Annotated in this window: 17 protein-coding genes; 11 read left to right on the top strand and 6 right to left on the bottom strand. The window is 70.4% G+C overall.

Going from position 1 to position 26,700, the window contains the following annotated elements; genetic code table 11:
* Positions 1-91 precede the first annotated feature (91 nt).
* The 4 genes from ACLQ2S_RS11660 (at position 92) to ACLQ2S_RS11675 (ending at position 4,052) form a co-directional block, all read left to right on the top strand.
* Positions 92-2,575, top strand: a complete 2,484-nt coding sequence (locus ACLQ2S_RS11660; RefSeq protein WP_425701662.1) for a sensor histidine kinase — start codon at positions 92-94, stop codon at positions 2,573-2,575.
* 82 nt (positions 2,576-2,657) lie between these two features.
* Positions 2,658-3,080, top strand: a complete 423-nt coding sequence (locus tag ACLQ2S_RS11665) for a roadblock/LC7 domain-containing protein (protein WP_309223323.1) — start codon at positions 2,658-2,660, stop codon at positions 3,078-3,080.
* 5 nt (positions 3,081-3,085) lie between these two features.
* On the top strand, positions 3,086-3,472 hold the full coding sequence (locus ACLQ2S_RS11670; protein ID WP_155218403.1) for a DUF742 domain-containing protein: 387 nt from the start codon (positions 3,086-3,088) through the stop codon (positions 3,470-3,472).
* Positions 3,453-4,052 carry a GTP-binding protein gene (locus tag ACLQ2S_RS11675; RefSeq protein WP_155218401.1) on the top strand — a complete coding sequence of 200 codons (600 nt, stop codon included), beginning with the start codon at positions 3,453-3,455 and terminating at the stop codon, positions 4,050-4,052. Before ACLQ2S_RS11670 ends, ACLQ2S_RS11675 begins: the two co-directional genes overlap by 20 nt.
* Positions 4,053-4,120: 68 nt before the next feature.
* Here ACLQ2S_RS11675 and ACLQ2S_RS11680 read toward each other — a convergent pair whose 3' ends face one another.
* Together ACLQ2S_RS11680 and ACLQ2S_RS11685 are read right to left on the bottom strand one after the other, a co-directional pair.
* A complete protein-coding gene (locus ACLQ2S_RS11680) occupies positions 4,121-6,976 on the bottom strand; it encodes an aconitate hydratase (protein WP_309223322.1) in 2,856 nt (951 codons plus the stop codon).
* A gap of 342 nt (positions 6,977-7,318) precedes the next feature.
* Entirely contained in the window at positions 7,319-7,975 is a 657-nt protein-coding gene (locus tag ACLQ2S_RS11685; protein ID WP_155218399.1) for a C39 family peptidase, read from the bottom strand.
* Positions 7,976-8,425: 450 nt separating this feature from the next.
* Between ACLQ2S_RS11685 and ACLQ2S_RS11690 the strand changes: the two genes are divergently transcribed.
* The gene (locus ACLQ2S_RS11690; RefSeq protein ID WP_309223321.1) at positions 8,426-10,102 is read left to right on the top strand and encodes a right-handed parallel beta-helix repeat-containing protein; all 1,677 of its coding nucleotides are present in this window, start codon (positions 8,426-8,428) and stop codon (positions 10,100-10,102) included.
* Here ACLQ2S_RS11690 and ACLQ2S_RS11695 read toward each other — a convergent pair.
* Positions 10,099-10,287, bottom strand: coding sequence for a hypothetical protein (locus tag ACLQ2S_RS11695; RefSeq protein WP_196222528.1), 189 nt, complete (start codon positions 10,285-10,287; stop codon positions 10,099-10,101). The two genes, ACLQ2S_RS11690 and ACLQ2S_RS11695, sit on opposite strands and share 4 nt — an antisense overlap.
* Positions 10,288-10,306: 19 nt before the next feature.
* On the opposite strand from ACLQ2S_RS11695, the gene ACLQ2S_RS11700 reads away from it, so the two are divergent.
* The 5 genes from ACLQ2S_RS11700 (at position 10,307) to pulA (ending at position 18,891) form a co-directional block, all read left to right on the top strand.
* Complete coding sequence (locus ACLQ2S_RS11700) at positions 10,307-10,966, top strand: hypothetical protein (protein WP_155218393.1); 660 nt, start codon at positions 10,307-10,309, stop codon at positions 10,964-10,966.
* Between the two features lie 37 nt (positions 10,967-11,003).
* The gene (locus ACLQ2S_RS11705; protein ID WP_425701663.1) at positions 11,004-11,393 is read left to right on the top strand and encodes a hypothetical protein; all 390 of its coding nucleotides are present in this window, start codon (positions 11,004-11,006) and stop codon (positions 11,391-11,393) included.
* A 152-nt stretch (positions 11,394-11,545) separates the two neighbouring features.
* Complete coding sequence (locus ACLQ2S_RS11710) at positions 11,546-12,397, top strand: cellulose binding domain-containing protein (protein ID WP_155218390.1); 852 nt, start codon at positions 11,546-11,548, stop codon at positions 12,395-12,397.
* A gap of 91 nt (positions 12,398-12,488) precedes the next feature.
* The gene (locus tag ACLQ2S_RS11715) at positions 12,489-13,202 is read left to right on the top strand and encodes a cellulose binding domain-containing protein (protein WP_425701664.1); all 714 of its coding nucleotides are present in this window, start codon (positions 12,489-12,491) and stop codon (positions 13,200-13,202) included.
* Positions 13,203-13,401: 199 nt separating this feature from the next.
* Positions 13,402-18,891, top strand: a complete 5,490-nt coding sequence (pulA, locus tag ACLQ2S_RS11720) for a pullulanase-type alpha-1,6-glucosidase (RefSeq protein ID WP_425701665.1) — start codon at positions 13,402-13,404, stop codon at positions 18,889-18,891.
* Positions 18,892-19,005: 114 nt separating this feature from the next.
* On the opposite strand, the gene ACLQ2S_RS11725 is transcribed toward pulA, so the two are convergent.
* From ACLQ2S_RS11725 to ACLQ2S_RS11735, 3 genes are all read right to left on the bottom strand, one after another.
* Positions 19,006-20,658, bottom strand: coding sequence for a hypothetical protein (locus ACLQ2S_RS11725; RefSeq protein ID WP_155218386.1), 1,653 nt, complete (start codon positions 20,656-20,658; stop codon positions 19,006-19,008).
* 349 nt (positions 20,659-21,007) lie between these two features.
* On the bottom strand, positions 21,008-22,789 hold the full coding sequence (locus tag ACLQ2S_RS11730) for a right-handed parallel beta-helix repeat-containing protein (RefSeq protein WP_425701666.1): 1,782 nt from the start codon (positions 22,787-22,789) through the stop codon (positions 21,008-21,010).
* A gap of 357 nt (positions 22,790-23,146) precedes the next feature.
* The gene (locus ACLQ2S_RS11735) at positions 23,147-24,613 is read right to left on the bottom strand and encodes an aminopeptidase P family protein (protein WP_155218382.1); all 1,467 of its coding nucleotides are present in this window, start codon (positions 24,611-24,613) and stop codon (positions 23,147-23,149) included.
* 121 nt (positions 24,614-24,734) lie between these two features.
* On the opposite strand from ACLQ2S_RS11735, the gene asnB reads away from it, so the two are divergent.
* Positions 24,735-26,696, top strand: coding sequence for an asparagine synthase (glutamine-hydrolyzing) (gene asnB, locus ACLQ2S_RS11740; RefSeq protein ID WP_155218380.1), 1,962 nt, complete (start codon positions 24,735-24,737; stop codon positions 26,694-26,696).
* The last annotated feature ends 4 nt before the right edge of the window (positions 26,697-26,700 follow it).

The raw sequence follows: 26,700 nt of genomic DNA on the forward strand, positions 1-26,700 counted from the left end.
GGTAGACGCTGTTAGGTTGCGCCGGGGTCGGTGTGCCGTGTGACGCACTCCTGACTGGCCGATCAACTAGCTCAGGGCCAGGGACGGTGTAATGGGTTCCCGCAGTTTCAGCCTGCGCACCAAGGTGGTGGCCCTGCTGACCTCGCTCGCGGCGCTCTGGGGCTTCGCCGCCTGGGTCACCGTCCCCGACGCTCTGAACCTGCTCGGCGTACGGCAACTCGACACCCGCGTGTTCGCACCCACCGAGCCGTTGCTGGCCCAGTTGCAGCTGGAACGGCGTACCTCGTTGGTCTACCTCGGACGCCCGCGTGCGACGCAGCGGGAGGAGCTGGCGAAGCTGCGCGAGCGTACCGACCGACTGGCCGCCGAGTTCGCCGAGTCGGCCGACAGCTGGCCGGTCGGCCTGTTCGGCGGCGACGCGCTGCACGACCGCATCGCGCGGCTCAAGCGACACCTCTCCGAACTGCCCGAGACGCGTACCGCCATCGACGAGCGCAACATCGGCCGTGGCGAGGCCGGCGCGGTGTTCACCGCGCTCATCGACTCGATCTACCAGGTGTACGACGAACTCGGCAACCTCGACGACGACCGGATCGTCGACGACACGGCCCAGCTGCACCGGCTCAACCGGGCCCGGGAGCTGCTGTCCCAGGAGGACGCCCTGCTGGCCGGGGTGCTCGCCGCAGGCCGGATCACCTCGGTCGAGCGGGCCGAGTTCACCCGGGTCGTCGGTGCGCGTCAGTTCGTCGCCGACCAGGCGATCGTCCGGTTACCCGAGGCCGATCAGCGCCGCTACGAGCAACTGGTCACCGGGTCGGCCTTCCGGCGGCTGGCCGACCTGGAGAACAGGGTCATGACCGGCAGCGGCACCTCCCGGGTGCCGTTGACCGCGTCGGAGTGGTCCGACGCCACCGGGGCGGCGCTCGTCGAGATCGGCGACGTGGTGGTGGCCGCCGGAGACGACATCGTCAGCAACGCCACGCCGGTCGCGATCGGTGTCATCGTCCGACTGGTGCTCGTCGCCGGTCTCGGTCTGCTCGTGGTCATCGCCTCGGTGCTCGTCTCGATCACCACGGCACGGGACCTGAGACGGCAGTCGCGCCGACTGCGCGACGCCGCGTACCGGTTCGCCGACGAACGACTGCCGAGCGTGGCGGACCGGCTCGGGCGCGGCGAGCAGGTCGACACCGTCCCGGAGCCGCCGCCGAGCCTCGGCGACGGCGAGATCGCTGAGGTGGGCCGGGCCTTCGACGCGGTACGGACGGCCGCGGTCCGCACCGTGGCCGAACAGGTCGAGCTGCGTCGCACCACACGCGAGGTGTCGCTGAACCTGGCCCGGCGTACCCAGACCCTGGCGCACCGCCAGCTCACCCTGCTCGACTCGATGGAACGCCGCGAGCGGGACGCCGAGAAACTGGAGGACCTGTTCCGCGTCGACCACCTGGCCACCCGGATGCGCCGCCACGCGGAGAACCTGATCGTGCTCTCCGGCGCCACGCCCGGCCGGGCCTGGCGGCGTGGCGTCGCGATGCTGGACGTGATCCGTGGCGCGGTCGGCGAGGTCGAGGACTACAGCCGGGTCACCGTGCACCCGGTCGACGCGGTGGCGGTCGCCGGACGGGCTGTCGGTGACGTCATCCACCTGCTCGCCGAGTTGATCGAGAACGGGCTCTCGTTCTCCCCGTCGTACACCGGCGTCGAGGTACGCGGACAGGTGGTCGCCAACGGCTTCGCCGTCGAGATCGAGGACCGTGGACTGGGCATCCCCGAGGCGGAGCGGGCCGCCGCCAACCACCGTCTGCTGGACCGTGCCGAGCTGGGTCTGCCCGGCGAGTCCCGGCTCGGCCTCTACGTGGTGAGCCGGCTGGCCGCCCGGCACGACATCCGGGTCCGACTCAAGGAGTCCGCGTACGGCGGGACGACCGCCGTGGTGCTGCTCCCGAGCGACCTGCTCGTCGCCGACGGCGCCGAGCCGGACGGGACCGAGCCGGATGGCGGCGGCGACACCCGGGCCGAAACCCCGGCCGACGCAGCGGAGCCGACGGCACCGACTGCCGCACCGAGCACCGCACCGGTGGACCTCGCTGACCCGGCAACGCCCACCGAGGGGCCAGAGCCCGACGTCGGGGCGTACCCCGCAGACGCCGACCGGGCCGGTCCGCAGGCTCCGCCCGTCGACGAGGCCGAGCTGCCGACCAGGTCGCGGCACCGTCCGGCGTACTCGTCGGCCCTGGACGGACCGACCGTCCCGATCGGACTTCCGCTGACCTCCCGCGCCGACTCCACTGTGGATCCGGGCGCCGGTGCGGTGGGCGAGACCGAGCTGAGCCGCACCGAGTCCGGCCTGCCGGTCCGGGTACGCCAGGCGAGCCTGGCCCCGGCGCTGCGGGCCGGGACCGAGGCGGTGGATGATGACGACGACGTGGTCCGCGAGCCCGAACGGGTGCGTCGCATGATGAGTTCGTACCAGACCGGCACCCGGCGGGGACGCTCCGACGCCGCTCGGCTGCTCGGTGCTGGCGGTCGGCCCGGGCTCGACGAAGGGCCCGACGACGCCGATCAACAGGGGACCTGATCGTCCTCTCCCGGTGAGCCGGGCGGGAACGGTCAGGTCCAAGTGAGCACGGCGATGAGCCGGGGGAGAAGAGGACGACGAAGTGGCGCAGAAGACGGCTTCGAGTGCCGACCTGACGTGGTTGCTGGATGACCTGGTTGGCCGGGTCAAGCAGGCCGAGCACGCGGTCGCCCTGTCCGCCGACGGTCTGCTGATGGCCTCGTCACAGGGGCTCAGCCGCGATGACGGTGAGCACCTGGCGGCGATGGCGGCCGGCATCCAGAGCCTGGCCCGGGGCGCTGGCAAGCGGTTCGGCGGTGGTCAGGTGCAGCAGACGATCATCGAGATGCAGTCGTCGTTCCTGTTCGTCACAGCCGCCGGTCGCAACGCCTGTCTGGCGGTGCTGGCCAGTGAGGACGCCGACGTCGGTCTGATCGCGTACGAGATGGCCATGCTGGTCACCCGGGTGGGCAAGCACGTCGCCTCGCCGTCCCGGTCAGCGGAGCAGACCCACGGGCGGAACTGAGGCCGATGACGGCGCAGTTGGATGCCGCCGAGCACCAGTGGGTGGATGACCACGCTGGTCCGGTGGTTCGCCCGTACGCGGTGACCGGCGGTCGGGCCCGCCCGGTCACCGGCACGTTCGACCTGATCTCCCTGGTGACGGCCACCCGCGCGGAGGTCGCCCCGGAGGTCGGTCTGGGCCCGGAGCACCTGGCGATCGTCGGCCTGTGCCAGCGGATGCGGTCCGTCGCCGAGATCGCGGCACACCTGGACCTGCCGGTGGGCACCGTGCGGGTCCTGCTCGGCGATCTGATGGCGCGCGGTCTGGTCCAGATCCGCGAGCCGCACACCACCGTCGGCCTATCCGATCACAGCATCTTCGAGGCGGTTATCAATGGACTACGGGCACTCTGAGCGGCCGGCGGGCACGGCCGCCCTGCCCACAGCGATCAAGATACTGGTCGCCGGTAGCTTCGGGGTGGGTAAGACCACCCTGGTCGGCGCGGTGAGCGAGACCCGTCCGCTGCGGACCGAGGAGGTGCTCACCGAATCGGGAGTGGGGATCGACGACCTGGCCGGCGTCGAGGCGAAGCAGACCACCACCGTCGCGATGGACTTCGGTCGGATCACCATCAGCGACGACCTGGTGCTGTACCTGTTCGGCACCCCGGGGCAGGACCGGTTCTGGTTCGTCTGGGACGAACTGGCCCTCGGCGCGATCGGCGCGGTGGTGCTCGCCGACACCCGCCGCCTGGCCGACTGTTTCCCCTCCATCGACTACTTCGAGGGCCGGGGGACGCCCTTCCTCGTCGCGGTCAACTGCTTCGACGGGGCCCGGCGGTACCAGCTCGACGAGGTGCAGGCGGCGCTGAACCTCGACCCGGGGGTGCCCGTGCTGCTCTGCGACGCTCGGCAGCGGGAGTCGGTCAAGGAGGTGCTCATCACGCTGGTGGAGCACGCCATGAAGGTCCGGTACGCCCGACGCGCCGACTGACCCGGCACCGCCCGCCACGAGCGAGGGCTCCCACCCCGGGCGGGGTGGGAGCCCTCAGGCCGTTCCGGTCAGCTGGCGATCATGCGACGCAGCACGAACTGCAGGATGCCGCCGTGCCGGTAGTAGTCCGCCTCACCCGGCGTGTCGATCCGCACCAACGCGTCGAACTCCACACCGCTGTCGGTGCTGACCTTCACCGTGCGCGGAGCGGCGCCGTCGTTGAGGGCGGTCACCCCGGTGATGGTGAACGTCTCGGTGCCGGTCAGCCCCAGCGACTCGGCGGTCTCCCCGGCGGGGAACTGCAACGGCAGCACGCCCATCCCGATCAGGTTGGAGCGGTGGATCCGCTCGTACGACTCGGCGATGACAGCCTTCACCCCGAGCAGCATGGTGCCCTTGGCCGCCCAGTCCCGCGAGGAACCGGAGCCGTACTCCTTGCCGGCCAGGATGACCAGCGGCACGTCGGCCGCCTGGTAGGCCATCGCGGCGTCGTAGATGGAGGTCTGCTCGCCGGTCAGGTGGTTGACCGTGAAGCCGCCCTCCACGCCCGGGACCAACTGGTTGCGCAGCCGGATGTTGGCGAAGGTGCCCCGGATCATCACCTCGTGGTTGCCCCGGCGGGAGCCGTACGAGTTGAACTCGTGGCGGGGCACGCCGTGCTCGGCGAGGTACTGCCCGGCGGGGGAGTCGGCCTTGATGGAACCGGCCGGCGAGATGTGGTCGGTGGTCACCGAGTCGCCGAGCTTGGCCAGCACCCGGGCACCGGCGATGTCGGTCACCGGAGCCGGCTGCTGCGCCATGCCCTCGAAGTACGGGGGCTTGCGGACGTAGGTGGAGTCACCGTCCCAGGCGAAGGTGTCGCCGGTCGGGGTCGGCAGGGACTGCCACCGCTCGTCACCGGCGAAGACGTCGGCGTACGCGGAGCTGAAGCCGGTCGCACCGATCGCGGAGGCGATGACGTCCTGGATCTCGGCGGTGCTCGGCCAGATGTCACGCAGGAAGACCGGGTTGCCCTCGCTGTCCTCGCCGAGCGGCTCGTTGGCCAGGTCGATGTCCATCGTGCCGGCCAGCGCGTACGCCACCACCAGCGGCGGGGACGCCAGGTAGTTCATCTTCACGTCCGGGTTGATCCGGCCCTCGAAGTTGCGGTTGCCGGAGAGCACCGAGACGACCGCCAGGTCGGCCTCGTTCACCGCGGCGGAGACCTCCTCCGGCAGCGGGCCGGAGTTGCCGATGCAGGTGGTGCAGCCGTAACCGACCAGGTGGAAGCCGAGCTTCTCCAGGTACGGCGTGAGACCGGCCCGCTCGTAGTAGTCCATGACGACCTTGGAGCCGGGCGCGAGGGTGGTCTTCACCCACGGCTTGCGGTTCAGGCCCTTGTCCACGGCGTTGCGGGCGAGCAGCGCCGCCCCGATCATCACCTGCGGGTTGGAGGTGTTGGTGCAGGAGGTGATGGCGGCGATCACCACCGCGCCGTGGTCCAGCTCGTAGCTGTTGCCGTCCTCACCGGTGACCCGGATCGGGTTGCTGGCCCGGCCGCCCGAGCCGACCGCGGCGGTCACCAGGTCACGCGGGGCGTCGGCCGGGTCGTTGACCCCGTTGGCGGGCGAGTCGCTGGCCGGGAAGGACTCGGCGCTGGCCTCGTCGGCCGGGCCGGCGGCGCCGAACGGCTTCTCCTGCGGCGGCACACCGGGCTTGCGCCCCGGGTCGCCACCGGTCTCGTCGGCCGTCACGTAGTCGGTCAGCGCCGCGCGGAACAGCGTCTTGGCGCTGCCCAGCGGCACCCGGTCCTGCGGGCGCTTCGGCCCGGCGAGGGACGGCTCGATGGTGCTCAGGTCGAGCTCCAGCCGCTCGGAGTAGACCGGCTCGGCGTTCGGGTCGTGCCAGAGACCCTGCTCCTTGGCGTACGCCTCGACCAGGGCGACCTGCTGCGGGTCGCGGCCGGTCAGCTCCAGGTAGCGGGTGGTCTCGGCGTCGATCGGGAAGATCGCGACGGTGGAGCCGTACTCCGGGGACATGTTGCCGATGGTGGCCCGGTTGGCCAGCGGCACGGAACCGACGCCGGGGCCGTAGAACTCGACGAACTTGCCGACCACACCGTGCTTGCGCAGCATCTCGGTGATGGTGAGGACCAGGTCGGTGGCGGTGGTGCCGGCCGGCATCTCGCCGGAGAGCTTGAAGCCGACGACCCGGGGGATCAGCATGCTGACCGGCTGACCCAGCATGGCGGCCTCGGCCTCGATGCCGCCGACGCCCCAGCCGAGCACGCCCAGGCCGTTGACCATCGTGGTGTGCGAGTCGGTGCCGACGACCGTGTCCGGGTACGCCTGGCCGTTGCGCTCCATCACGGTGCGGGCCAGGTACTCGATGTTGACCTGGTGCACGATGCCGGTGCCCGGCGGGACCACCTTGAACTCGTTGAACGCGCTCTGGCCCCACCGCAGGAACTGGTAGCGCTCCTTGTTGCGCGCGTACTCCAGCTCGACGTTGCGCTCGAAGGCGTCTTCGCGGCCGAACAGGTCGGCGATGACGGAGTGGTCGATGACCAGCTCGGCGGGGGCGAGGGGGTTCACCTTGGTCGGGTCGCCACCGAGGTCGCGGACGGCCTCGCGCATGGTGGCCAGGTCGACCACGCACGGTACGCCGGTGAAGTCCTGCATCAGCACCCGAGCCGGGGTGAACTGGATCTCGACGTTCGGGTCCGCGCTCGGGTCCCACGCGCCGAGCTGGCGGATGTGGTCGGCGGTGATGTTCGCGCCGTCCTCGGTCCGGAGCAGGTTCTCCAGGAGGATCTTCAGGCTGTAGGGGAGCCGTTCGTGCCCCTCCACTTGGCTGATTTTGAAAATCTCGTAGCTCGCGTCTCCGACGCGTAGCTGGGTCTTCGCACCGAAGGTGTCGAGGCTCGCCACGTCGTACTCCTTCACACCAGCGACCGTGAGTAGTCCTGAGCAGTCTTTCGCACCGGGCGGAGTGCCGCCGTGGTTAGGCCACACTTACCGCCGTTCCGCGCCGTCAATAAAACCGTACGTCCGTCTTGCTATCCACGCAACCCGGTGTCACGGTATGGACGGGAGGTGCCCCCGGCGACCGCCTGGAGTTCCTCACCCCGACCTGAACGCCGGGGGCACGGCCAGGCAGCAACATCGGTGATGTTGCTGCCTCGCCCGTGGCGTGACACGGCAACATCGGTGATGTTGTCGCATCCGGCGGTGCAGACGACGAAGGGCCGACCCCGGTGGGGTCGGCCCTTCGTGGTGTTCGGTCGGTCAGGAGGTGGCGTAGCCACGGGTGGCGATCCAGTTGGCCAGGTCCTTGGTGGTCATCCAGTAGGAGGCCTGGTTCGGGTCGGCCGAGTCGGCGATCTTCACCAGGTCGCCGTTGTCGCGGTAGCCCACGACGCTGATGTAGTGGCCGCCCTCGAAGCTGTGCACGACGCCGTCGGTGTCCGTGGCGGTGCCGGCGATGTTGGCGACGACCGCCCGACCGGCGTCCACCGTGCGCACGACGTCCTCGCGCAGCTTCTCAATCTGCTTGGCGTCGGCCTTGGCGCCGGGGATCTCGACCGACTTGTAGACGTCCTTGCCGGTCTCCTTGTTCAGCACCGGGGTGATGTCGTTGATGGAGTCGGTGCCGGCCTCGGTGGTGCCCATCCGCTTGGCCATGTCGTGCTGGTCGATGTCCTTACCCTGCACGGACAGGGCGTTACGGGTGGCGGCGGGGCCGCAGTAGTAGAAGGTGTCCTGAGCCTGGTAGCGCACGTCGAGCTGGCGCTCGCCGCCGGGCTTGCGCTCGGCCTGCACCTGCACGACCGGCTTGGTCGCGGGGGCGGCCTGGGCGGCGATCGCGGGTCCGGCGATACCACCGGCGGTGGCGGCGGCAGCGGCGATGGTCAGAGCGGTCTTACGCAGGATGGTGGTAGCCATGATGATCTACACCTTTCGTCGGGGGTACGCGGCCGCTGCCCGCGATGGGGGATGCGGGTGGGCCTCGCGTGAAAGGGAGAAGACTTGCGTGGCGTCCGGGGTGGTCAACGCCGGGCGTGCCGGTGTCATTCCCCGGGGGCCGGGGCCTCGTGGTGAGGGGGGCGGCTCCGGCGTACGGGAGATGTAACGACCGGCGGTGGGGGGTCATTCCCGCCGGGTCGAGGGCCGCGCTCGGCGGCGCTCGCGGTTACCCCATGTACAACGACCGCGCCGGGTCCCCGATTCCGCCCGTGGGGTGACCCCGGTCACCGCATATCAGCACATAACCCGACAAACCATGCCGGACGGGCATCTCCACCGGGGCTGTCCCAGTGCCGCCGCCCGGCGTTTCCGGCCGTGGCGACGGGGAAAGCCGGGCGGGCAGCAGGTCACGACCGAGGGGAGAGGTCCGTGGGGCAGCAGGATCGATCCATCGCCACCCGCGAACGCCCGTCACCACCGGTCGCCGGGGCGCCGCTGTGGTGCGACGCCCGGGATTTCGGACTTCAGGGCGATGGGGTGACCAACGACCAACCGGCACTGGCCGCGCTGGTCGACCAACTCGGTGAGGGGTACGCCGCCGACGGTCGGGCACGGGTCATCTACTGTCCGCCCGGGATCTACTCGATCCGGGACGCCGGCACGGTGTGGCGCAGCGGGGTGTCACTGATCGGTGCCGGGCCGGGAGCCACCCGCTTCATGCTGAGCAACGAGGGAAACCGGGCAGATCCGACACCGCTGGCCTTCTGGACCACCGTGCAGCACGGTGCCGACCGGGATCGGCACATCGCCGACTGCACCTTCGCCGACTTCGAGATCGACGGCTCCGGCGTGGCGATGGTGGCGTACAGCTATCTGGCCAAGGGGCTCGGCCTGCAGTACGTCGTGCGCGGCGTCTTCCGCAATCTGTACATCCACCACACCGGTGCCACCGGCCTCGGCTGTGACTTCCTCCAGGACAGCCTGATCGACGGCGTGGTGGTCGTCGGCTGTGGCCGACTGGACAACGGCGAGGAGATGGGTGGCGCGGGCATCGGCATCGGCATCGGCGGCTGGGGGGAGGTGGAGCGGTGCACCATCAGCAACTGCACCACGCTCGGCAACGGCACCAACGGGATCTTCCTTGAGTTGCAGAAGCCGTACTGGACGCCGCCGCGCGGGTACCGCATCATCGGCTGCCACAGCCAGGCGAACCGGTTCGGCATCTCGGACTGGGGCGCGGACGGTCTGATCGTCTCCGCCTGCACGCTCACCGGAAACCTGGAGGCCGGCTTCGACGTCTCCGCCAAGGGCACGGCGGGCATCGCCGGTCGAGGTGGCATCGTCAGTGACTGCGTGATCGACCGCAACGTCCGCGACGGGATCAGCGTCGGCAACACCCCCGGGCCGTACACGATCCGGGGCAACCGGATCAGCGGCAACGGTTGGTACGGATATCGCCAGCATGACCTGGGCAACGGCTATCAGGGCCCGACGTCGGACGTGGTGATCGACAGCAACGACTTCTGGGACAACGGACTCGACGGGATCCGGGTCGACCGGCCGATGATCGACGCCACGGTGACGAACAACCGGATCCGGAGCAACGGACGACAGTGCGCGCCGGCGGCCACCGGCTCAGGTGAGTCGGTGCGCTACTCGCGGCGCGCCGTGTCGGACCGGACGGCGACCTGGCAGCCCGACGGGCACCGGGGAAAGGTGCTCCGGGTGGGATCCCGGGTGGCGCTGGTGATCGGCAACAGCGAGATGGAGCTGGAGTTGGCCGACCTGCGGCCGGACGCGTCGATCGCCTGGAACGAGAACGTGCCGCCGCCCGGGGCACGCTACGAGTTGCCACCGGCGACACCGGTCCGGGCGGGCATCGCGGTGAACTCCCGCTTCGAGTCGGCGATGGTGCGCGGCAACCGGATCTGGGACAACCGCGACGAACCGACGCAGAGCTACGGCCTGTGGGTCAGCGATCGGGGCTCCTGCGTCTCGTGCCGGGTCGAGGACAACGACCTCGCCGGCAACGTCGAGGGGCCGCTGCGCCTGGACAGCCGACCCGTCGGTGGTCGCTGGGACCGCAACCACGCCGAGGTCGACTAACCGACCTCGTCGGCCGGGGAGATCGAGCTGGCCTCCGCGTGCCGGTCACGCAACCGGGCCCGGATCTCCTCCGGGGTGTACGCGCGCCGTCGGCGCTCCGCCCGGGCGACCACCACGCCCGTGGCCGCGACACCGGCCAGACCGGCCAAGCCGAGGACCTTCCACCACCGCACCCTTTGCCGCATCCGCTTAGGGTAGTCCTCCATGAGCATCAGCCTGGACGAGGCGGTGGAGCTGACCCGTACCGGCGATCTGTGGGTCTTCCGGGGCCGCAGCGTGCCCGACCGAGCCATCCAGTTGACCACCAACAGCCCGGTCAACCACGTGGGCATGGCGGTGGTGCTGGACGACATGCCGCCGTTGCTGTGGCACGCCGAGCTGGGCCGGTCGCTGCCGGATCTGTGGACCGGTACCCACCAGCGTGGCGTGCAGCTGCACGACCTGCGGGACGCGGTCTGCGTCTGGGCCAACCGGTACGGCCAGCGTGGCTGGCTGCGCCAGTTGGAGCCGCCGGCCGACGAGGAGATGGAGCGGGCGGTGCTGCGCACCATCGCCCGCCTGGACGGCACACCGTTTCCCTCCACCGCCCAGCTGGCCTGGCGGTGGTTGCGGGGTCGGGTGCCCTCGCCACGACTGCCGTTGCCGACGACCCGGCGGCGCGAGCCCGCGTCGCGGGACCTTGCGCTGGAGACCGCGTACTGCGCGGAGGTCGTCGCGGTCACCTACGAGGCGATGGGGCTGCTGCCGACGGGACGGCGACCGAACTGGTACGACCCGGGCCGGTTCTGGAGCGGCGACGACCTGGGACTGCACGGGGACGCCCGGCTGGGCAGCGAGATCGAGGTGCGGATCCCATCCCGGTGAGGTTTCACCGGACCGCGCGCCGGCAATTGCTTGCGGTGTGACTGCTTCCACCGATCTCGACACGTTGACCGACTTCTTCGACCGGTACGGCGTGGCGCTGACCGTCGGGGACCTGCCGGCGATCGCCGGCTGCTACGCCCTGCCCGGGTTGGTGGTGGCCGACACCTACAGCTTCTCGTTCAATTCCACCGCCGCCGTGGCGCTGTCCTTCGTGGGTGCCGCGCCGGACTACACCGAGCGTGAACTCGTCGCGGCGCACGCGGACATCGAGCAGGTGCAGCAGGTGTCCGCGCTGCTCGTGGAGGTGGCGGTGCGTTGGGAGTTCCTGGACAACCAGGGTCGGCAGGTGCCCGGCGAGCGCTACCGCTACCTGCTGCGCAGCACCGACGACGGGCCGTTGATCTGCACTGTCGTGCGTACGGGATGAGCCGCCGGTCAGGACGCGACGGCAACCGGTCAGCGGTGGGCGGCGAGGTGTCCGGTCCGTCCGCCGGGTCGGACGGCTTCGACACCTGCCCGTTTCGCACCCCGGGTCGGCGTGACTAGGCTGCCCGTCGGCGACGACGAGTGGGGACATCAATGTCAGTGCGGCCGTCCGGTGATGCCAACGACGATGCCACCGGTGACCAGTACGGCGACGGCAACCGTGCCGTCGTCGGCGACCATGACGACGAGGCCGCCGGTGACCGGCTCGGTGACGCCGTCGGTGACCGGGCGACGTCCGGCCGCGCGCTGTCCAGGATGGTCGCTTCCGCGCCCTGGGTGATGGTGCTGGCGGGCGTCGCGGTCCTGGCGGTGTTGTTGGTGGTCGCGCTCCTGTCGTTCCGTGGTCCCGAGCAGCCGACGGCCTGGTCGCCGGGTCCGCCGATCGCCCTGCCGACACCGGCTGGGGAGGGCGGGGAGTCGGCGGCTCGTTCGACCACCTCGACCGGCCCGTCCACCTCGCAGACCCCGAAGACCTCGCTCACCCCGAGCGCGTCGACCGGCTCGCCCACGTCGGGTGCGACGTCGACGCCGTCGACCGGTGCCTCGCCGAGCGGGACGCCCGCACCGACCGGAGCCGGCGCGTCCCCGAGCGCGTCCGCGCCGACGGCCGCGTTCGAGGTGGCCGGGGCGCTCACGGTCAGCTACCAGGTGCAGGGCAGCGGCGCGGGCCACTTCGAGGCGGAGATGGTGGTCCACAACGGCACCGGGCAGGCGGAGGACTGGCAGGTCGAGTTGCGCTTCGCCAGCGGCGTCACCGGTATCCGTGCTTCCAGTGGTCCGGGCGTGGCGGTGACCATCCGAGGTGTCGGGTGGTATCGGCTCAGCGGGACCGGACAGCTCGCCGCCGGGGCCCAGCAGTCGGTCTACCTGCGCTTCACGCGTATCGGGGGAGGGGAGTACCCGGCACAGTGCACGGTCAACGGAACACCCTGTGGGATCGACTGACCGGTCGGGTCGGACAGATGGTCATTCGTCGGGCACTTTCCGCCGTGGCTGAAGATCGTTACGCTTGCCGGGCTGCCCGCTGAGGAGAGACATGTCCGGTATGCGTCGCGCTCCCCGCCAGTTCCCGCCGCCCGGCTCGACCGCTGTGGCTTCCTCACCGTGGATCCTGGTGTCGGTCGGGGTCGTCATCATGGTGGTGCTGCTGGTCATCGCGGTCGGCGCGTACCGGGGCCCCGGGCCGGACTTCCAACCGGTGCCGCCGGGGCAGCCGCCGGTGGCCGCCGCGCCGATGCCCGAGCGCGCCTCGTCGGCGGGGTATCACGCGTCGGCGTCACCGCCGCCGGTGGTGCCGGGGTTGTCCCCGCGCCGGACCGACCCGCCGAGCGCCACTGCCGAGGCGATGCCCACCACGTCGTCACCGTCGCAGGCCGCGCCGCCCGCCAAGCCGTCGCGTACGACAGCGCCGCCGCCGCCGCCCGCCCCGCCGCCCGCTCCGCTCGACGCCCGTTACCAGGTCTTGCAGGTCTTCCAGGGTGGCTTCATCGCCGAGGTGCTGATCCACAACACCTCCCGAGGTGACCTGGGTTGGGTGGCGCGCGTGGAGTATCCGGGCGGGCGGGTGGTGACCGCCTGGTTGGAAGGTGTGCCACAGGGGACGTTCAGCGGTGCCGGTGGGACGCTGACCTATCGCAGCGGTCCTGAACTGGCCGGGGGATCCTCGGTCCACCTGCGGTTCCATATCGAGTCGGCCGGCTCCCGGCCGGCGCGGTGCGACGTCTCCGGACGTGCCTGCCGGGGCGTGTAGGGGCACGCGTGCCAAGACCGCCCGACCGGCGGCGGTCGTCGGCGTGCGCTCGGTGACTTTCGGGTACCCGGTTCGCGGCTGGCGGACGGACCGACTTGCGCAAACGTCTGCTTTGTTACGGGAACGTTTGCAAGGTATTGCAGAACCTTTCGGCAAGGGCTAGCGTGCGGGCCAATCAGCTGCCAGAGGAAGGCCGTCGATGAAACCCCCGCCGACATCGCGCACGACCCTGCTCGCCCTCGTCTTCCTGCTCACCGTCACCCTCGTCGGCACGCCGGTCGCGGTGACTGCCGCCGGGGCGGCCGGTCGACCCGCCGCCACCGGGGAACCGAGCCCCACCGGGGCCGTCACCTGGCACGCCGAACCCTCCGCCGCCGCCCTGCTCGACGCCGGCCGCAGCCAGCGCGGGGCCGAGCAGTTCTACTTCGTGCTGCCGGACCGGTTCGCCAACGCGGACCCCCGTAACGACCGGGGTGGCCTCACCGGGGACCGCCTGCGCACCGGGTACGACCCCACGGACAAGGGGTTCTACCAGGGTGGCGACCTCAAGGGACTGATCGAGCGACTCGACTACATCGAAGGGCTGGGCACCACCGCCATCTGGCTCGCCCCGGTCTTCAAGAACCGGCCGGTGCAGGGCGAGGGCGACGACGTGTCGGCCGGCTACCACGGTTACTGGATCACCGACTTCACCCAGGTCGACCCCCACTTTGGTAGCGCCGCCGACCTGAAGCGGCTGGTGCAGCTCGCCCACCGGCGCGGCATCAAGGTCTACCTCGACGTCATCGTCAACCACACCGCCGACGTGATCAGTTACGCCGAGGACAGGTACGGCTACGTCGACAAGGCGAGCGCGCCCTACCGCGACGCGCGGGGCCGGGCGTTCGAGGACCGCAACTACGCCGACGGCAGTCGGGACTTCCCGACGGTCAACGCCGACTCCTTCCCGTACACCCCGACCTTCAAGACCCCGGCCGACGCCAAGGTCAAGGTCCCGGCGTGGCTGAACGATCCCACGATGTACCACAACCGTGGTGACTCGACCTTCGTCGGGGAGAACAGCGAGTACGGCGACTTCTTCGGCCTCGACGACCTGTGGACCGAGCGGCCCGAGGTGGTCCGGGGGATGACGAAGATCTACGCCGACTGGGTACGGGACACCGGGGTCGACGGTTTCCGGCTGGACACGGTCAAGCACGTCAACATGGACTTCTGGCCGAGGTTCAGCCAGGGGGTGCAGCAGGCGGCGGCCCGGGCCGGCACGAAGGACTTCTTCATGTTCGGTGAGGTGTACAGCGCGGATCCGGAGATCGCGTCGAGCTATGTACGGCAGGGCGGGCTGCCCGCCACGCTCGACTTCGGCTTCCAGGAGGCGGCGCGGGACTACACCGCCAACGGCGGGTCAGCGGCGACGTTGGCCGACCTGTACGCCCGGGACGACCTCTACGCGGCCCGGGACACCCACGCCGGTCGGCTGACCACCTTCCTCGGTAACCACGACATGGGCCGGATCGGCTCGTTCATCGCCAACGGCCCCACCGACCCGGCCACCCACCTGCGTCGGGACCAGCTCGCCCACGAGCTGATGTTCCTCACCCGGGGCCAGCCGGTGATCTACTCCGGCGACGAGCAGGGCTTCACCGGTGCCGGCGGCGACAAGGACGCCCGACAACCGATGTTCGCCTCGCGTACCGCCGACTACCTCGACGACGATCTGCTCGGCACCGACCGCACCCACGCGGTCGACCAGTTCGACCGCACCCACCCGCTCTACCGCACCATCGCCGACCTGGGCCGGTTGCGTCAGGCCCACCCGGCGCTGCGGGACGGGGTGCAGGTCACCCGGCACGCGGCTGACGGGCCCGGCGTCTTCGCCTTCTCCCGGATCGATCCGGGCGACCGCACCGAGTACCTGGTGGCGGTCAACAACGCCACGACCGCGCAGTCCGTCACCGTGGACACCTGGACGGCCGGTGCCACCTTCACCGGCGTCTACGGCAGCACCGCCCGACCGGTCGCCACCGGTGACGGGAAGCTGACCCTGACCGTGCCGCCACTGTCGGCGGTGGTGCACCGGGCGGGCCGGACGGTCGCGCTGCCCGACGCCAAACCGGGTGTCACCATCGCCCCGGTCGGCGTGCCGGCCACCCGCGCGGCGGTCACCGCCCAGGTCACCGGCGACCCGCTGGCCCGCGTGACGATGGCGGCCCGGGTCTCCGGTGGGAAGTGGACGCTGCTCGGCTCCGCCCAGCGTGCGCCGTACACGGTGCACCACGACCTGACCGGCCTGGCCGCCGGCACGAAGATCGAATACAAGGCGGTGGTCCAGGACGGTCGGGGCCGCACCGCGTCCGCCCGCGCCACCGCCAGCGTGGGCACCCCCGAACTGTCCGGCTCGTCGCGGGACTGGCTGGTGGTCCACCACCAGCGTGCCGACGGCGACTACGACGACTGGGGGCTGTACGCGTGGGGTGACATCGACCCGGCGTACGCCACCGAGTGGCCGCAGGGACAACCGTTCGCGGGCACCGACGCGTACGGGCGGTTCGCCTGGGTGAAGCTCAAGCCCGGGGCGAAGACCGTCGGCTTCCTGGTGGTCGACGCCGACGGGAACAAGGACGTCGACAACGACCGGACCGTGGACGTGACACAGACCGGCGAGGTCTGGGTCAAGCAGGGCGACCCGGCGACATACCTGAGCCGGGAGGAGGCCGCAGGCGCACCCGCCCCGCCGGTCGAGGAGGGTGTCGCGGTCATCCACTACCACCGACCCGACGGCGACTACGACGGCTGGGGCCTGCACCTGTGGGACGGCGCGGCCACCCCCACCGACTGGGCGACGCCGATGCCGCCGACCCGGGTCGACTCCTTCGGCGCACAGTTCCGGGTGCCGCTGGCCGAGGGGGCGACCGGACTGAGCTACATCATCCACTCCGGTGACGAGAAGGACCTGCCGCAGGACCAGCGGCTCGACTTCGACGACACCGGCCGGGAGGTCTGGCTGCTCGCCGCGACACCGGGTCGGCTGCTCCCGCCGACCGCCACCGGCGCCGCTGCGGACACCGACATCAGCAGCCAGCGGGCGCACTGGATCGACAGGTCCACCGTCGCCTGGCGCACCGGACCCACCGACGGCCGGTCGTACACGCTGGTGAGCGCAGCCGGAGGCGGGGTGCGCGTGGTCGACGGTGAGCTGGTCGGGGCGTACACCGAACTGCCGTTGACCGCGCAGCGCAACGGGCTCACCGAGGCCCAGCGCACGGCCTTCCCGCACCTGTGGGACCACCGGGCGTTCACCCTGGACCGACGCGACCTGGCCAAGGTGCCGGCGGCGCTGCGCGGGCAGGTGCTGGTGACCGAGCGGGCCGCCGACGGCACCCTGCTCGGGGCCACCGGCGTGCAACTGCCCGGCGTGCTCGACGACGTGTACGCACCGGCCACCTCCGCCCGGCTCGGTGCCACGTTCACCGGTGGCGTACCGACCCTGTCGGTCTGGGCGCCGACGGCCCGGACGGTGTCGCTGGAGCTGTACGACTCGCCGACGGCCACCGCGCGGCCGGTGGCGATGCGCCGGGACGACCGCACCGGTGTCTGGTCGGTACGCGGGCAGCGCTCCTGGACCGGCAGGTACTACCGCTACCGGGTGCAGGCGTGGCAGCCGGCGACGCAGCAGATGGTCACCGCCTCGGTCACCGACCCGTACTCGGTGGCGTTGGCGGCGGACTCCACGCACAGTCAGATCGTCGACCTCACCGACCCGACGCTCGCCCCGGCGGGCTGGACGCGGCTGCGCAAACCGGCGGCGGTGCCCCCGGCGAAGGTGCAGATCTCCGAGCTGTCGGTGCGGGACTTCTCCATCGCCGACGAGACCGTGCCGGCGCAGCGGCGGGGCACCTTCCTCGCCTTCACCGACCCGACCACCGCCGGGATGCGGCATCTGAAGGCGATCGGCGACGCCGGGGTGACCCACCTGCACCTGTTGCCGGCGTTCGACTTCGCCACCATCCCGGAGCGGCGGGCCGACCAGCGGCAGCCGGACTGCGACCTGGCCGCGATGCCGTCGGACTCGCCTCGGCAGCAGGAGTGCGTGGCCGCGGTGAAGGAGACCGACGGCTACAACTGGGGGTACGACCCGCTGCACTACACCGTCCCCGAGGGCGGGTACGCGGTCGACCCGCAGGGTGCCGGGCGGACCACCGAGTTCCGGCAGATGGTGGCCGGGCTCAACGGGGTGGGCCTGCGGGTGGTCATGGACGTGGTCTACAACCACACCTCGGCCGCCGGTGCCGACCCGAGGTCGGTGCTGGACCAGATCGTCCCCGGCTACTACCACCGGTTGCTCGACGACGGCACGGTGGCCACCTCCACCTGCTGCGCCAACACCGCTCCGGAGCACGCCATGATGGGCAAGCTGGTGGTGGACTCGCTGGTCACCTGGGCGAAGGCGTACAAGGTGGACGGGTTCCGCTTCGACCTGATGGGCCATCACCCGAAGGCGAACATCCTGGCCGTACGCGCCGCGCTGGACAAGCTGACGGTGGCCCGCGACGGCGTGGACGGGAAGGCCATCCTGCTCTACGGCGAGGGCTGGAACTTCGGCGAGGTGGCCGACGACGCCCGGTTCGTGCAGGCCACCCAGGCCAACATGGCCGGTACCGGGATCGGCACCTTCAACGACCGGCTGCGTGACGCGGTGCGTGGCGGTGGTCCGTTCGACGACAACCCGCGCCGGCAGGGTTTCGCCTCCGGCCTCTTCACCGACCCCAACGGCGATCCGGTCAACGGCTCGGCCGCCGAGCAGCGGGCCCGTCTGTTGCACCAGCACGACCTGGTCAAGGTGGGGCTGACCGGTAACCTGCGCGACTACCGGTTCACCGACTCGTCGGGGCGGGTGGTGACCGGCGCGCAGGTCGACTACAACGGCTCACCGGCCGGTTACACCGCCGCGCCGGGGGAGGCGGTCACCTACGTCGACGCCCACGACAACGAGATCCTGTACGACGCGCTGGCCTACAAGCTGCCGCAGGCCACCTCGGCCACGGATCGGGCCCGGATGCAGGTGCTGGCGCTGAGTACCGTGGTGATGAGCCAGGGCGCCGGCTTCGTCACCACCGGCACGGAGCGGCTGCGGTCGAAGTCGCTGGACCGCAACTCGTACAACTCCGGGGACCACTTCAACCAGATCCGGTGGGACTGCGCCCAGGGCAACGGCTTCGGCGTCGGGCTGCCACCGGCCGAGGACAACCGGGACAAGTGGCCGTACGCGCAGCCGTTGCTGGCTGATCCGACGCTGGTGCCGGACTGCGCGGCGGTCGAGCTGACCGATGCCCGCTACGCCGAGTTGCTGCGGATCCGGGCCTCGTCGCCGGTCTTCGGGCTACCCACCGCGAAGCAGGTGCAGCAGCGGGTGGCGTTCCCGCTGTCCGGGGTGGACGAGACCCCGGGGGTGCTCACCATGACCCTCGACGCCCGGGGGCTCGGTGGGCAGTGGACGTCGGTGACGGTGGTCTTCAACGCCACCCCGGAGGCCGCCACCCAGCGGGTGACCGGGCTGCGCGGGGCGGACGTGTCGCTGCATCCGGTGCTGCGCTCCTCGGCCGACCCGGTGCTGCGTACCGCCACCTTCGACCGGTCCAGCGGCACGTTCACCGTACCGGCGCGCAGCGTGGCGGTGTTCGTCCAGCGGTAGCCCGGCACCACGAGTCAGAACGTGCTCCGGCCCCGCCGGTCCGATCCGTCTGGATCGGTCCCGGCGGGGCCGAAGTCCCGTCCCCTCAGTCCGGCGAAGCCGGTCAGATCACGATCAGCCGAAGCATCCCGTGATCGCGGTGACGCTGCCGGCGCAGTTGGTCGGCTTGTTGGCCGTGATGGCCGACTTGTCGTCCAGGTTCACCGTGCCGACGAAGTTGAAGACGCCCCCGGCGGGGAGGGTGGCGAAGTTGTGCGCCACCCGCGTCTTCTCGAGGTCGATCACACCGGCGACGGTGAAGATGCCGCCGCCGACGCCCAGCGGACCGACGGCCCGGTTGCCGCTGATCTCGCTGTTGCGGAAGGTCGCCTCACCGGTGCCGTTGAACACGCCGCCACCGAAGAAGCCCGCCTTGTTCTCGACGATCTTGGTTTCCTCGACGTTGGCGATGGCACCGAAGCCGAGGCCCAAGCCGCCGCCGACGCCGGCCGTGGTGTTCTTGGCGATCTCGACCTGGGACAGTTCGAGCGTGCTGTCATCGCCGGCCGCGGTGACCCCGGCGCCGGCCAGGACCGCGGTGTTTCCGATGACCTTGGACTGCCGCACGGTGGTGTTGCCCTCGATGTCGAGCACACCGCCACCGAAGCCGAGCACCTCGTTGGTGGTGACCTCGGTCTTCTCGATCCAGGCGGTGCCACCGTCGATGTCCTCGCGGAAGATGAACGCGGCACCGTTGGCGATGCCGCCACCGCCGATGATCGCGTCGTTGTTGCGCACGGTCGACTCGGTCACCCGCAGCACGCCCGCGTTGAAGATGCCGCCGCCGTAGAGGAAGGCGGTGTTGTCGGCGACCGTGGTGTGGTAGAGGCTGGCCTTACCGAAGTTGGCCAGACCGCCACCGACGCCCCCGGCCTGGTTGGCGACGATGTGCGTCTCCTCGAAGGAGGCGGTGCCGCCGGGCTGCACGAGGACGCCACCACCGTCGTTGGACTCCGGGTCGGCCAGCACCGACGGCGCACTCTGGGCCTTGGCCTTGAGCGCGATGCCCTTGGGCTTGGCCTGGAGCAGCGACAGGTACTCCTTCTTCGCCTCGGCGGCCTTGGTCGCCTCCACCGAGTTGGAGAACCGCGACCAGATCGCCTCCGGCGTGTCACCGGCGACCGCCAGCGCCGTGGTCTGGCCGTTCTTGATCGTCAGACCCTTGACGGTCAGGTTCCCACCGCGTCCGACGTTGAGGATCCGGAACTGTTCGGCGGTGGCATCCCGGACGATCTTGGTGTCGTGTCCCTTGAGCACGACGTTCTCCGTGATCACCGGCAGGCCGTTGGGGCCGGTCCCGTCTACCGAGTCGGACCGGGTCAGGGTGTAGGTGCAGCCCTTGGCCAGGTTGAGGACGCCACCGTGGTTCTCGTTGGCGTAGACGAGTGCCTGGATCAGCTTGTCGCTGTCGCAGGGCACGTCCTTGCCGCGGTCCTCACCGCGCTTGCCACCGTGGTCGCCTCCGGCACGGTCGTCCCGCTTGCCCTTGTGTCCCTCGGGTGTCGCGGTCGCCTCCGCGCTCTGGTCGCCGTCCCTGCTGACCTGCTGGGCGGTGGACCAGCGGAGACCGTCGGTGCCGACCGCGCCGGCGCCGGTGGCGACACCGACGGCGGCGATGCTGACCACGCCGGTGAGCCCGGCGACGCCGCTGGCGAGCCAGAGCTTGCGGCGCCGCTTGGGCGTCGCCTCCGGCTCGCTGGCGTTGTTCTTAGCTAGGAAGTTGGACATCGGAGCTCTCTGCCCTCTCGTCGTACCAGACAGGGTCGTCACGCACAGGCGAGCGTCCCCTGCTACAAATCGGTTGTAGCTCCCAGAAACACCGTATGAGAAGGTTCCTCGCCTCAAGCCCTTATCCGAAATAACCCCACATTAGGTACGCGGATGGTCAGTGACCCCAGGGCAGCGGTGACCGGTACGCACCGGTGGCTTCCGCCCGGACCCGCTCGGATCAGCAGCGGTCGACCCGGGCGGGGGTGAGCGGGCCAGGCAACAGGATGGGCTCCTCCGCACCGTCGAGCAGCGCGGAGGAGCCCTCTCTATGTGGTGGTGCTGTCCTGTATCGCTGGTCGACCGACGATCAGCCGAAGCAACGGTCCGGGATGACCGGGCTGCCGACGCAGTTGGTCGGGCGGTTCCCGGTGACCGCAGACTGCCTGTCGATCTCCACCTGGTCGTTGTCGGTGTAGATGCCGCCAGGTTGGTTGTTGGCGACGTTGTCGATCACATTGGTCCGGATCAGCGTGGTCACGCCGCCCTGGTTGACGATGCCGCCGGCCAGGCCGATCGCTCCCAATGCCTGGTTCGCCCGCAACTCGGAGTCCTTCAGGGTCACCGAAGCCCCGTCGTTGAACAGGCCCCCGGCTCCGCCGACTCCGGCCGCGTTCTCGGTCAGGGTGCTGTCGGTGATGACGGCGATGGCGTCCTGGGCGAAGCCCAGCCCACCGGCGTCGTCGTCGGCGAAGTTCCGGGTGACCAGTACGTGCTCCAGGCTCACCCGGCTGTCACCGATGGCGATCAACCCACCGCCGTCGACGCTGCTGGTGTTGTCGGTCAGTTGGCTCTGCACCGCGGTGGTGTCGCCGCCGTTGAGCAGAACGCCGCCGCCCAGCACCCCGGTCCGGTTGTGGCTGATCGTGCTCTTCCAGATCCAGACCGTGCCGCCCGTGTCGGCGCCGCCGTTGGGGATGGCGCCGTTGGCGATGCCGCCGCCCCCACTGCCCGAGGAGTTGTAGACGATCTTCGACTCCTCGACCCGCAGGGTGCCCAGGTTGAACACACCACCGCCGAAAGAGCCGGCGTTGTTCTGCTCGACCGTGCTGGTGCGGATCGTGGTGGTGCCGTAGTTGGCGATGCCGCCTCCGTTGCGGCTGGCCTGGTTCTGCACGATCCGACTGTCCACCAGGTCGGCGGTGCCGCCGCGCTGCACCAGGATGCCGCCCCCGTCGACGCCGTCGGCGGCGATGCTCGGCCCGCCGACGTCCACTGCGGCGCTGCCTTCCTTGGCCGCTGGCGCTGCCTTGGCCGCCGACGCCGCCTTGGCTGGTGCCGCCTTGGTCGTCGGCTTGGCCGCCGCCGATGCCGCCTTGGTCGTCGGCTTCGCCTTGGCCGTCGCCTTGGCCGTCGGCTTCGCCGCCGGCTTGGCCGCGGTCGCCGTGGGTTTCGCCCCGGCAGCCGTGGCCGGGGTCGAGGTCGCCACGTCGAAGTTCCAGGTCGTGGCGGGTGCCGCGAGCATCATGCCGGTGGTGGTCTGGCCGCCCTTGACCGTCACACCCTTCAGGGTCAGGTGACCGCCGCGGCCGACGTTGAGGATGCGGAACCGCTCGACGTTCGCGGCCCGGACGAGCTTGCTGTCCTCACCCGTCAAGGTGATCGGTTTGGTGATCACCGGAAGCCCGTTGCCACCGTCGCTGCGGGTCAGCTCGTACGTGCAGTGCCGGGCCAGGTTCAGCACGCCGCCGTGGTTCTGGTTGGCGTGCACGATCGCCTGGATCAGCTTGTCGGTGTCGCAGGGAACCTCGTGCGCCCTGCTCTCGCCGCCGCCGTTCTTCCTGCCGTCGCCGTCCTTGCGGCCGACCCGGTCGCCGGCTGCCTCGTCCTTGGCGTCGCGGCCCTCGGCCGTCTCGGCCTTGCCGGTGTCGCTGACATTCTGCCGGGCGTTGGACTGCGCGTCCGTCCGGCCCGATGTGCCGGGTCGGTCGTCGCGGGCGGCCACCCCGCCCAGGGCGGCCAGACCGACGACGCCGGTCAGGCCGGCGACGCCCGCGGTCAGCCACAGTTTTCGCCGTCGAAGCCCCGGCGGTGCCGGGGGTGGTGGAGCCGGGGGCGGCCCACCGTAGGAAGTGGTCACGTCATCAGACATCAGAGCCTTCCGCCCTTTCCTGCTACCAGACTGGCCCGCACCGCACGAATGGGTGCGAGCTGCTACAAACGTCTTGCAGCCCTCTGATGACCACCGTATGAGAATGTTCCTCGCGAGAAGGATGAATCCGAAATACCCCCGCATTGGCACCTGATCGGGCATCAGCGTGTCATCTCGCGGGATCCGGTCGAAAGCGGTTGAGCGGATCGTGAACGCGTTGGCCGGGGGTGGGTGGACGTGCACCCAGGCAGACGAGGGCGGGCCCCGCGCCGAGGCGACCGTGTCGTCGCTCCGGCGGGGGCCCGCCCTGCTGCTCGTGTCTGCTGTGCGTGTCGCCCGATCAGCCGGACGCTTCGGTCAGCCAGGCAGTCGTGGCCCGGCCTCACGCTGCTCGGCCAACCAGGTCTCCACCTCGTCGGCCTGGCGGGGCAGCCCCGCCGACAGGTTGACCGCGCCGGAGTTGGTGACCAGCACGTCGTCCTCGATCCGGATGCCGATGCCGCGCAGTTCCTCCGGTACCAGCTCGTCCTCCGGCTGGAAGTACAGCCCCGGCTCCACGGTGAGCACGTACCCCTCGCCCAGGGTGCCGTCGCGGTACATCTCCTTCCGGGCGTTGGTGCAGTCGTGCACGTCGATGCCGAGCATGTGCCCGAAGCCGTGCAGCGTCCACCGGCGGTAGACGGTGGAGGAGTCGTCCATCGCCTCGTCCACGCTCACCGGCAGCAGCCCCAAGTCCGCCAGCCCTTCGGCGAGCACCCGCATGCAGGTGCGGTGGACGTCCTTGAACGCCACCCCCGGCTTGATGAAGTCGATGCCGGCCTGCTGTGCCGCGTACACGATGTCGTAGACCTGGCGTTGCAGCGGGGTGAACCGCCCGTTGACCGGCAACACCCGCGTCACGTCCGCCGTGTAGAGGTTGCGCCCCTCCACGCCCATGTCCATCAGCAGCAGCTCACCTGGTCGGGTGACACCGTGGTTGTGCACCCAGTGCAGGATCGTGGCGTGTTCACCGGCGCCGACGATCGAGCCGTAACCGACGTCGTTGCCGTCGTGCCGGGCCCGCAGCGCGAAGACACCCTCCAGCAGCCGCTCGGAGACGCCGCGATCGGCCGGCAGCACCCGGGCCACGTCCTCGAAGCCGCGCACCGTGGCGTCGATCGCCTCCTGAAGCTGGGCGATCTCCCACTCGTCCTTGACCAGCTTCAACTCCGCGATGGCGATGGCCAGCTCGCGGTCGCGGGCCGGCTGCCCCTCCTCGCGGGGGCCGTCCCAGGGCCGCACCGCGGCGTCCACCTGCGCGTCGAAGCCGCGCAGCACCCGGGTCCGGGCGGGGGCCAGCCCGGCCAGTGCCGCGTCCAGCTCGGTCAGGTCGGCGGTGGGCAGGCCCAACTCGGTCGACTTCTCGGTGAGGGTGTGTCGCCGACCCACCCACAGTTCGCCGTGGCGGCTGCGGAAGAACTCGTCGTTCTCCCGCGACGAGCGGGGCCGCATGTACAGCGTGGCGTCGTGACCCGAGCCGTTCGGCCGTAGCACGAGCACGCTGTCCGGGTCGTGGTCGCCGGTGAGGTACGCGAAGTCGCTGCCCGGCCGGAACCGGTACTCGGTGTCGTTGGCGCGTACCTTCTCACCGCCGGTGGGGATCACCAGCGTCTCGCCCGGGAAGGCCGCCGAGAGGGCGGCCCGACGCTTGGCGTAGTTCGGCACCTCCGGCCGGGGACCGACCGGCAAGGTGGTGTCCCGCCAGCCCTGCCGCATGAACGACAGGAACGCCGGTGGGAAGTCCGGATCGTGCGACTCGGTGCCGTCTTTGCGTTCCTCGGACATGCCCCGCTCCCTTCGCCTCATTGCTGGTGCCGACGGTACCGCGAACCCCGCCCGGGGCGACCCACCGGTGACCCCGACAGTGCCGCGACGGCCGTCGGGCACCCGTGGAAAGATGACGGACATGTGCGGACTCCTGGCTTTCTTCAGTGCACGTGGCGATGCCGCCGCCCACCGCGACAACATCGCTGCGGCGTTGGAATGCCTGCACCATCGCGGCCCGGACGAGACCGGGGTCGAGGTGGTCGGCGACGCCTCCGGCCGGTACGCGGACGGGGTGTTCGCCCACAAGCGGTTGGCGATCATCGACGTCGCACTCAGCCATGAGCCGCTGCCCTACGCCGACGGGCGCTACCTGCTGACCTTCAACGGCGAGATCTACAACTACATCGAGCTGCGCGAGGAGCTGATCCGCGACTTCGGGGCCCGGTTCGCCACCAACGGCGACGGGGAGGTGATCGTCGCCGGCTACCACTACTGGGGCGAGCAGGTGCTCACCCGGCTGCGGGGCATGTTCGCCTTCGTCATCTGGGATCGCCAGCAGCGCCGCGCGTTCGGCGCCCGGGACTACTACGGCATCAAGCCGCTGCACTACCTGGAGACCGGCGACGGGCTCTACCTCGCCTCGGAGAAGAAGGCCCTGCTGCCCTTCGCCCAGTCGGCGTACGCCGGGGACGCCGGGGTCGACACGGCCAACCTCAGCCACTACCTGACCCTGCAGTACGTGCCCGAGCCCGGCACCCTGCACCGGGGGATCAGCCGGATCGGCTCCGGGGAGTACCTCACCTGGACCCCGGGCGGCCGGATCGACGTGCGCCGCTGGTACCAGCCGGTATTCCGGCCCGCTCCGGTCGCCGACGAGCAGAAGCTCTACCAGGAGATCCGGGAGACGCTGCGGGAGAGCGTACGCATGCACATGCGCTCGGACGTGCCGGTCGGCTCGTTCCTGTCCAGCGGGATCGACTCGACCGCCGTGGTGGCGCTGGCCCGGGAGTTCAACCCGAACATCCTCACCTTCACCGTCGGCTACGACGTGCCCGGGTACTCGGAGATCGACGTCGCCCAGGAGTCGGCCCGCCACCTCGACGTGACCACCATCCCCACCAAGATCGGTCCGCAGGACATGATCGAGGCGCTTCCGAAGATCGTCTGGCACCTCGACGACCCGGTCGCCGACCCGGCGCTGGTGCCGCTCTACTTCGTCGCCAAGAAGGCCGCCGAGCACGTCACCGTGGTCCTCTCCGGCGAGGGTGCGGACGAGTTCTTCGGCGGTTACACGATCTACCGGGAGCCGCTCTCGCTGAGCAGCGTCAACGGCCTGCCCGGTGGGGTGCAGAAGGGCCTGCGGGCGGTCTCCAAGGCGATCCCGCAGGGCGTCAAGGGCAAGAGCTTCCTGGAGCGCGGCACCACCCCGATCGAGCAGCGCTACTACGGCAACGCCCGGATGTTCACCGAGGAGGAGAAGCAGCACCTGCTGCGCCGCTACGACCCCTCGGTGCGCTACACCGACGTGACCGCGCCGATCTACGCCGAGTGCACCGAGCTGGACGACGTCACCAAGATGCAGTACGTCGACCTCTACACCTGGCTGCGCGGCGACATCCTGGTCAAGGCGGATCGGATCTCCATGGCGCACTCGCTGGAGGTGCGGGTGCCCTTCCTCGACCGGGCGGTGTTCGAGGTGGCGGCGAAGATCCCGGTCGAGCTGAAGCTGCCGCCACGCTCCGACGCCACCAAGTACGCCATGCGTCAGGCGTTGCAGGGTGTGGTGCCGCCGGCCATCGTCAACCGCAAGAAGCTGGGTTTCCCGACCCCGACCCGGGTCTGGCTGCGGGGCGAGATGTACGAGTGGGCCCGGCACGTGCTCTCCACCTCCGGCGCCGGTGACCTGCTCGACCTGTCGTACGCGCTGCGGCTGCTGGAGGAGCACAAGCGGGAGGAGGCGGACCACTCCCGCAAGGTGTGGACCGTGCTGATCTTCTGCATCTGGCACGCCATCTTCGTCGCGAAGACCCTCGACCCGGGCATCCAGCGCAACCAGTCGGCCCTGCTGACCAAGCCCGTCGTCGGCTCCATGGTGCGCTGACCGG

It is taken from the genome of Micromonospora sp. DT48 (assembly GCF_049844495.1).
Taxonomy (GTDB): domain Bacteria; phylum Actinomycetota; class Actinomycetes; order Mycobacteriales; family Micromonosporaceae; genus Micromonospora.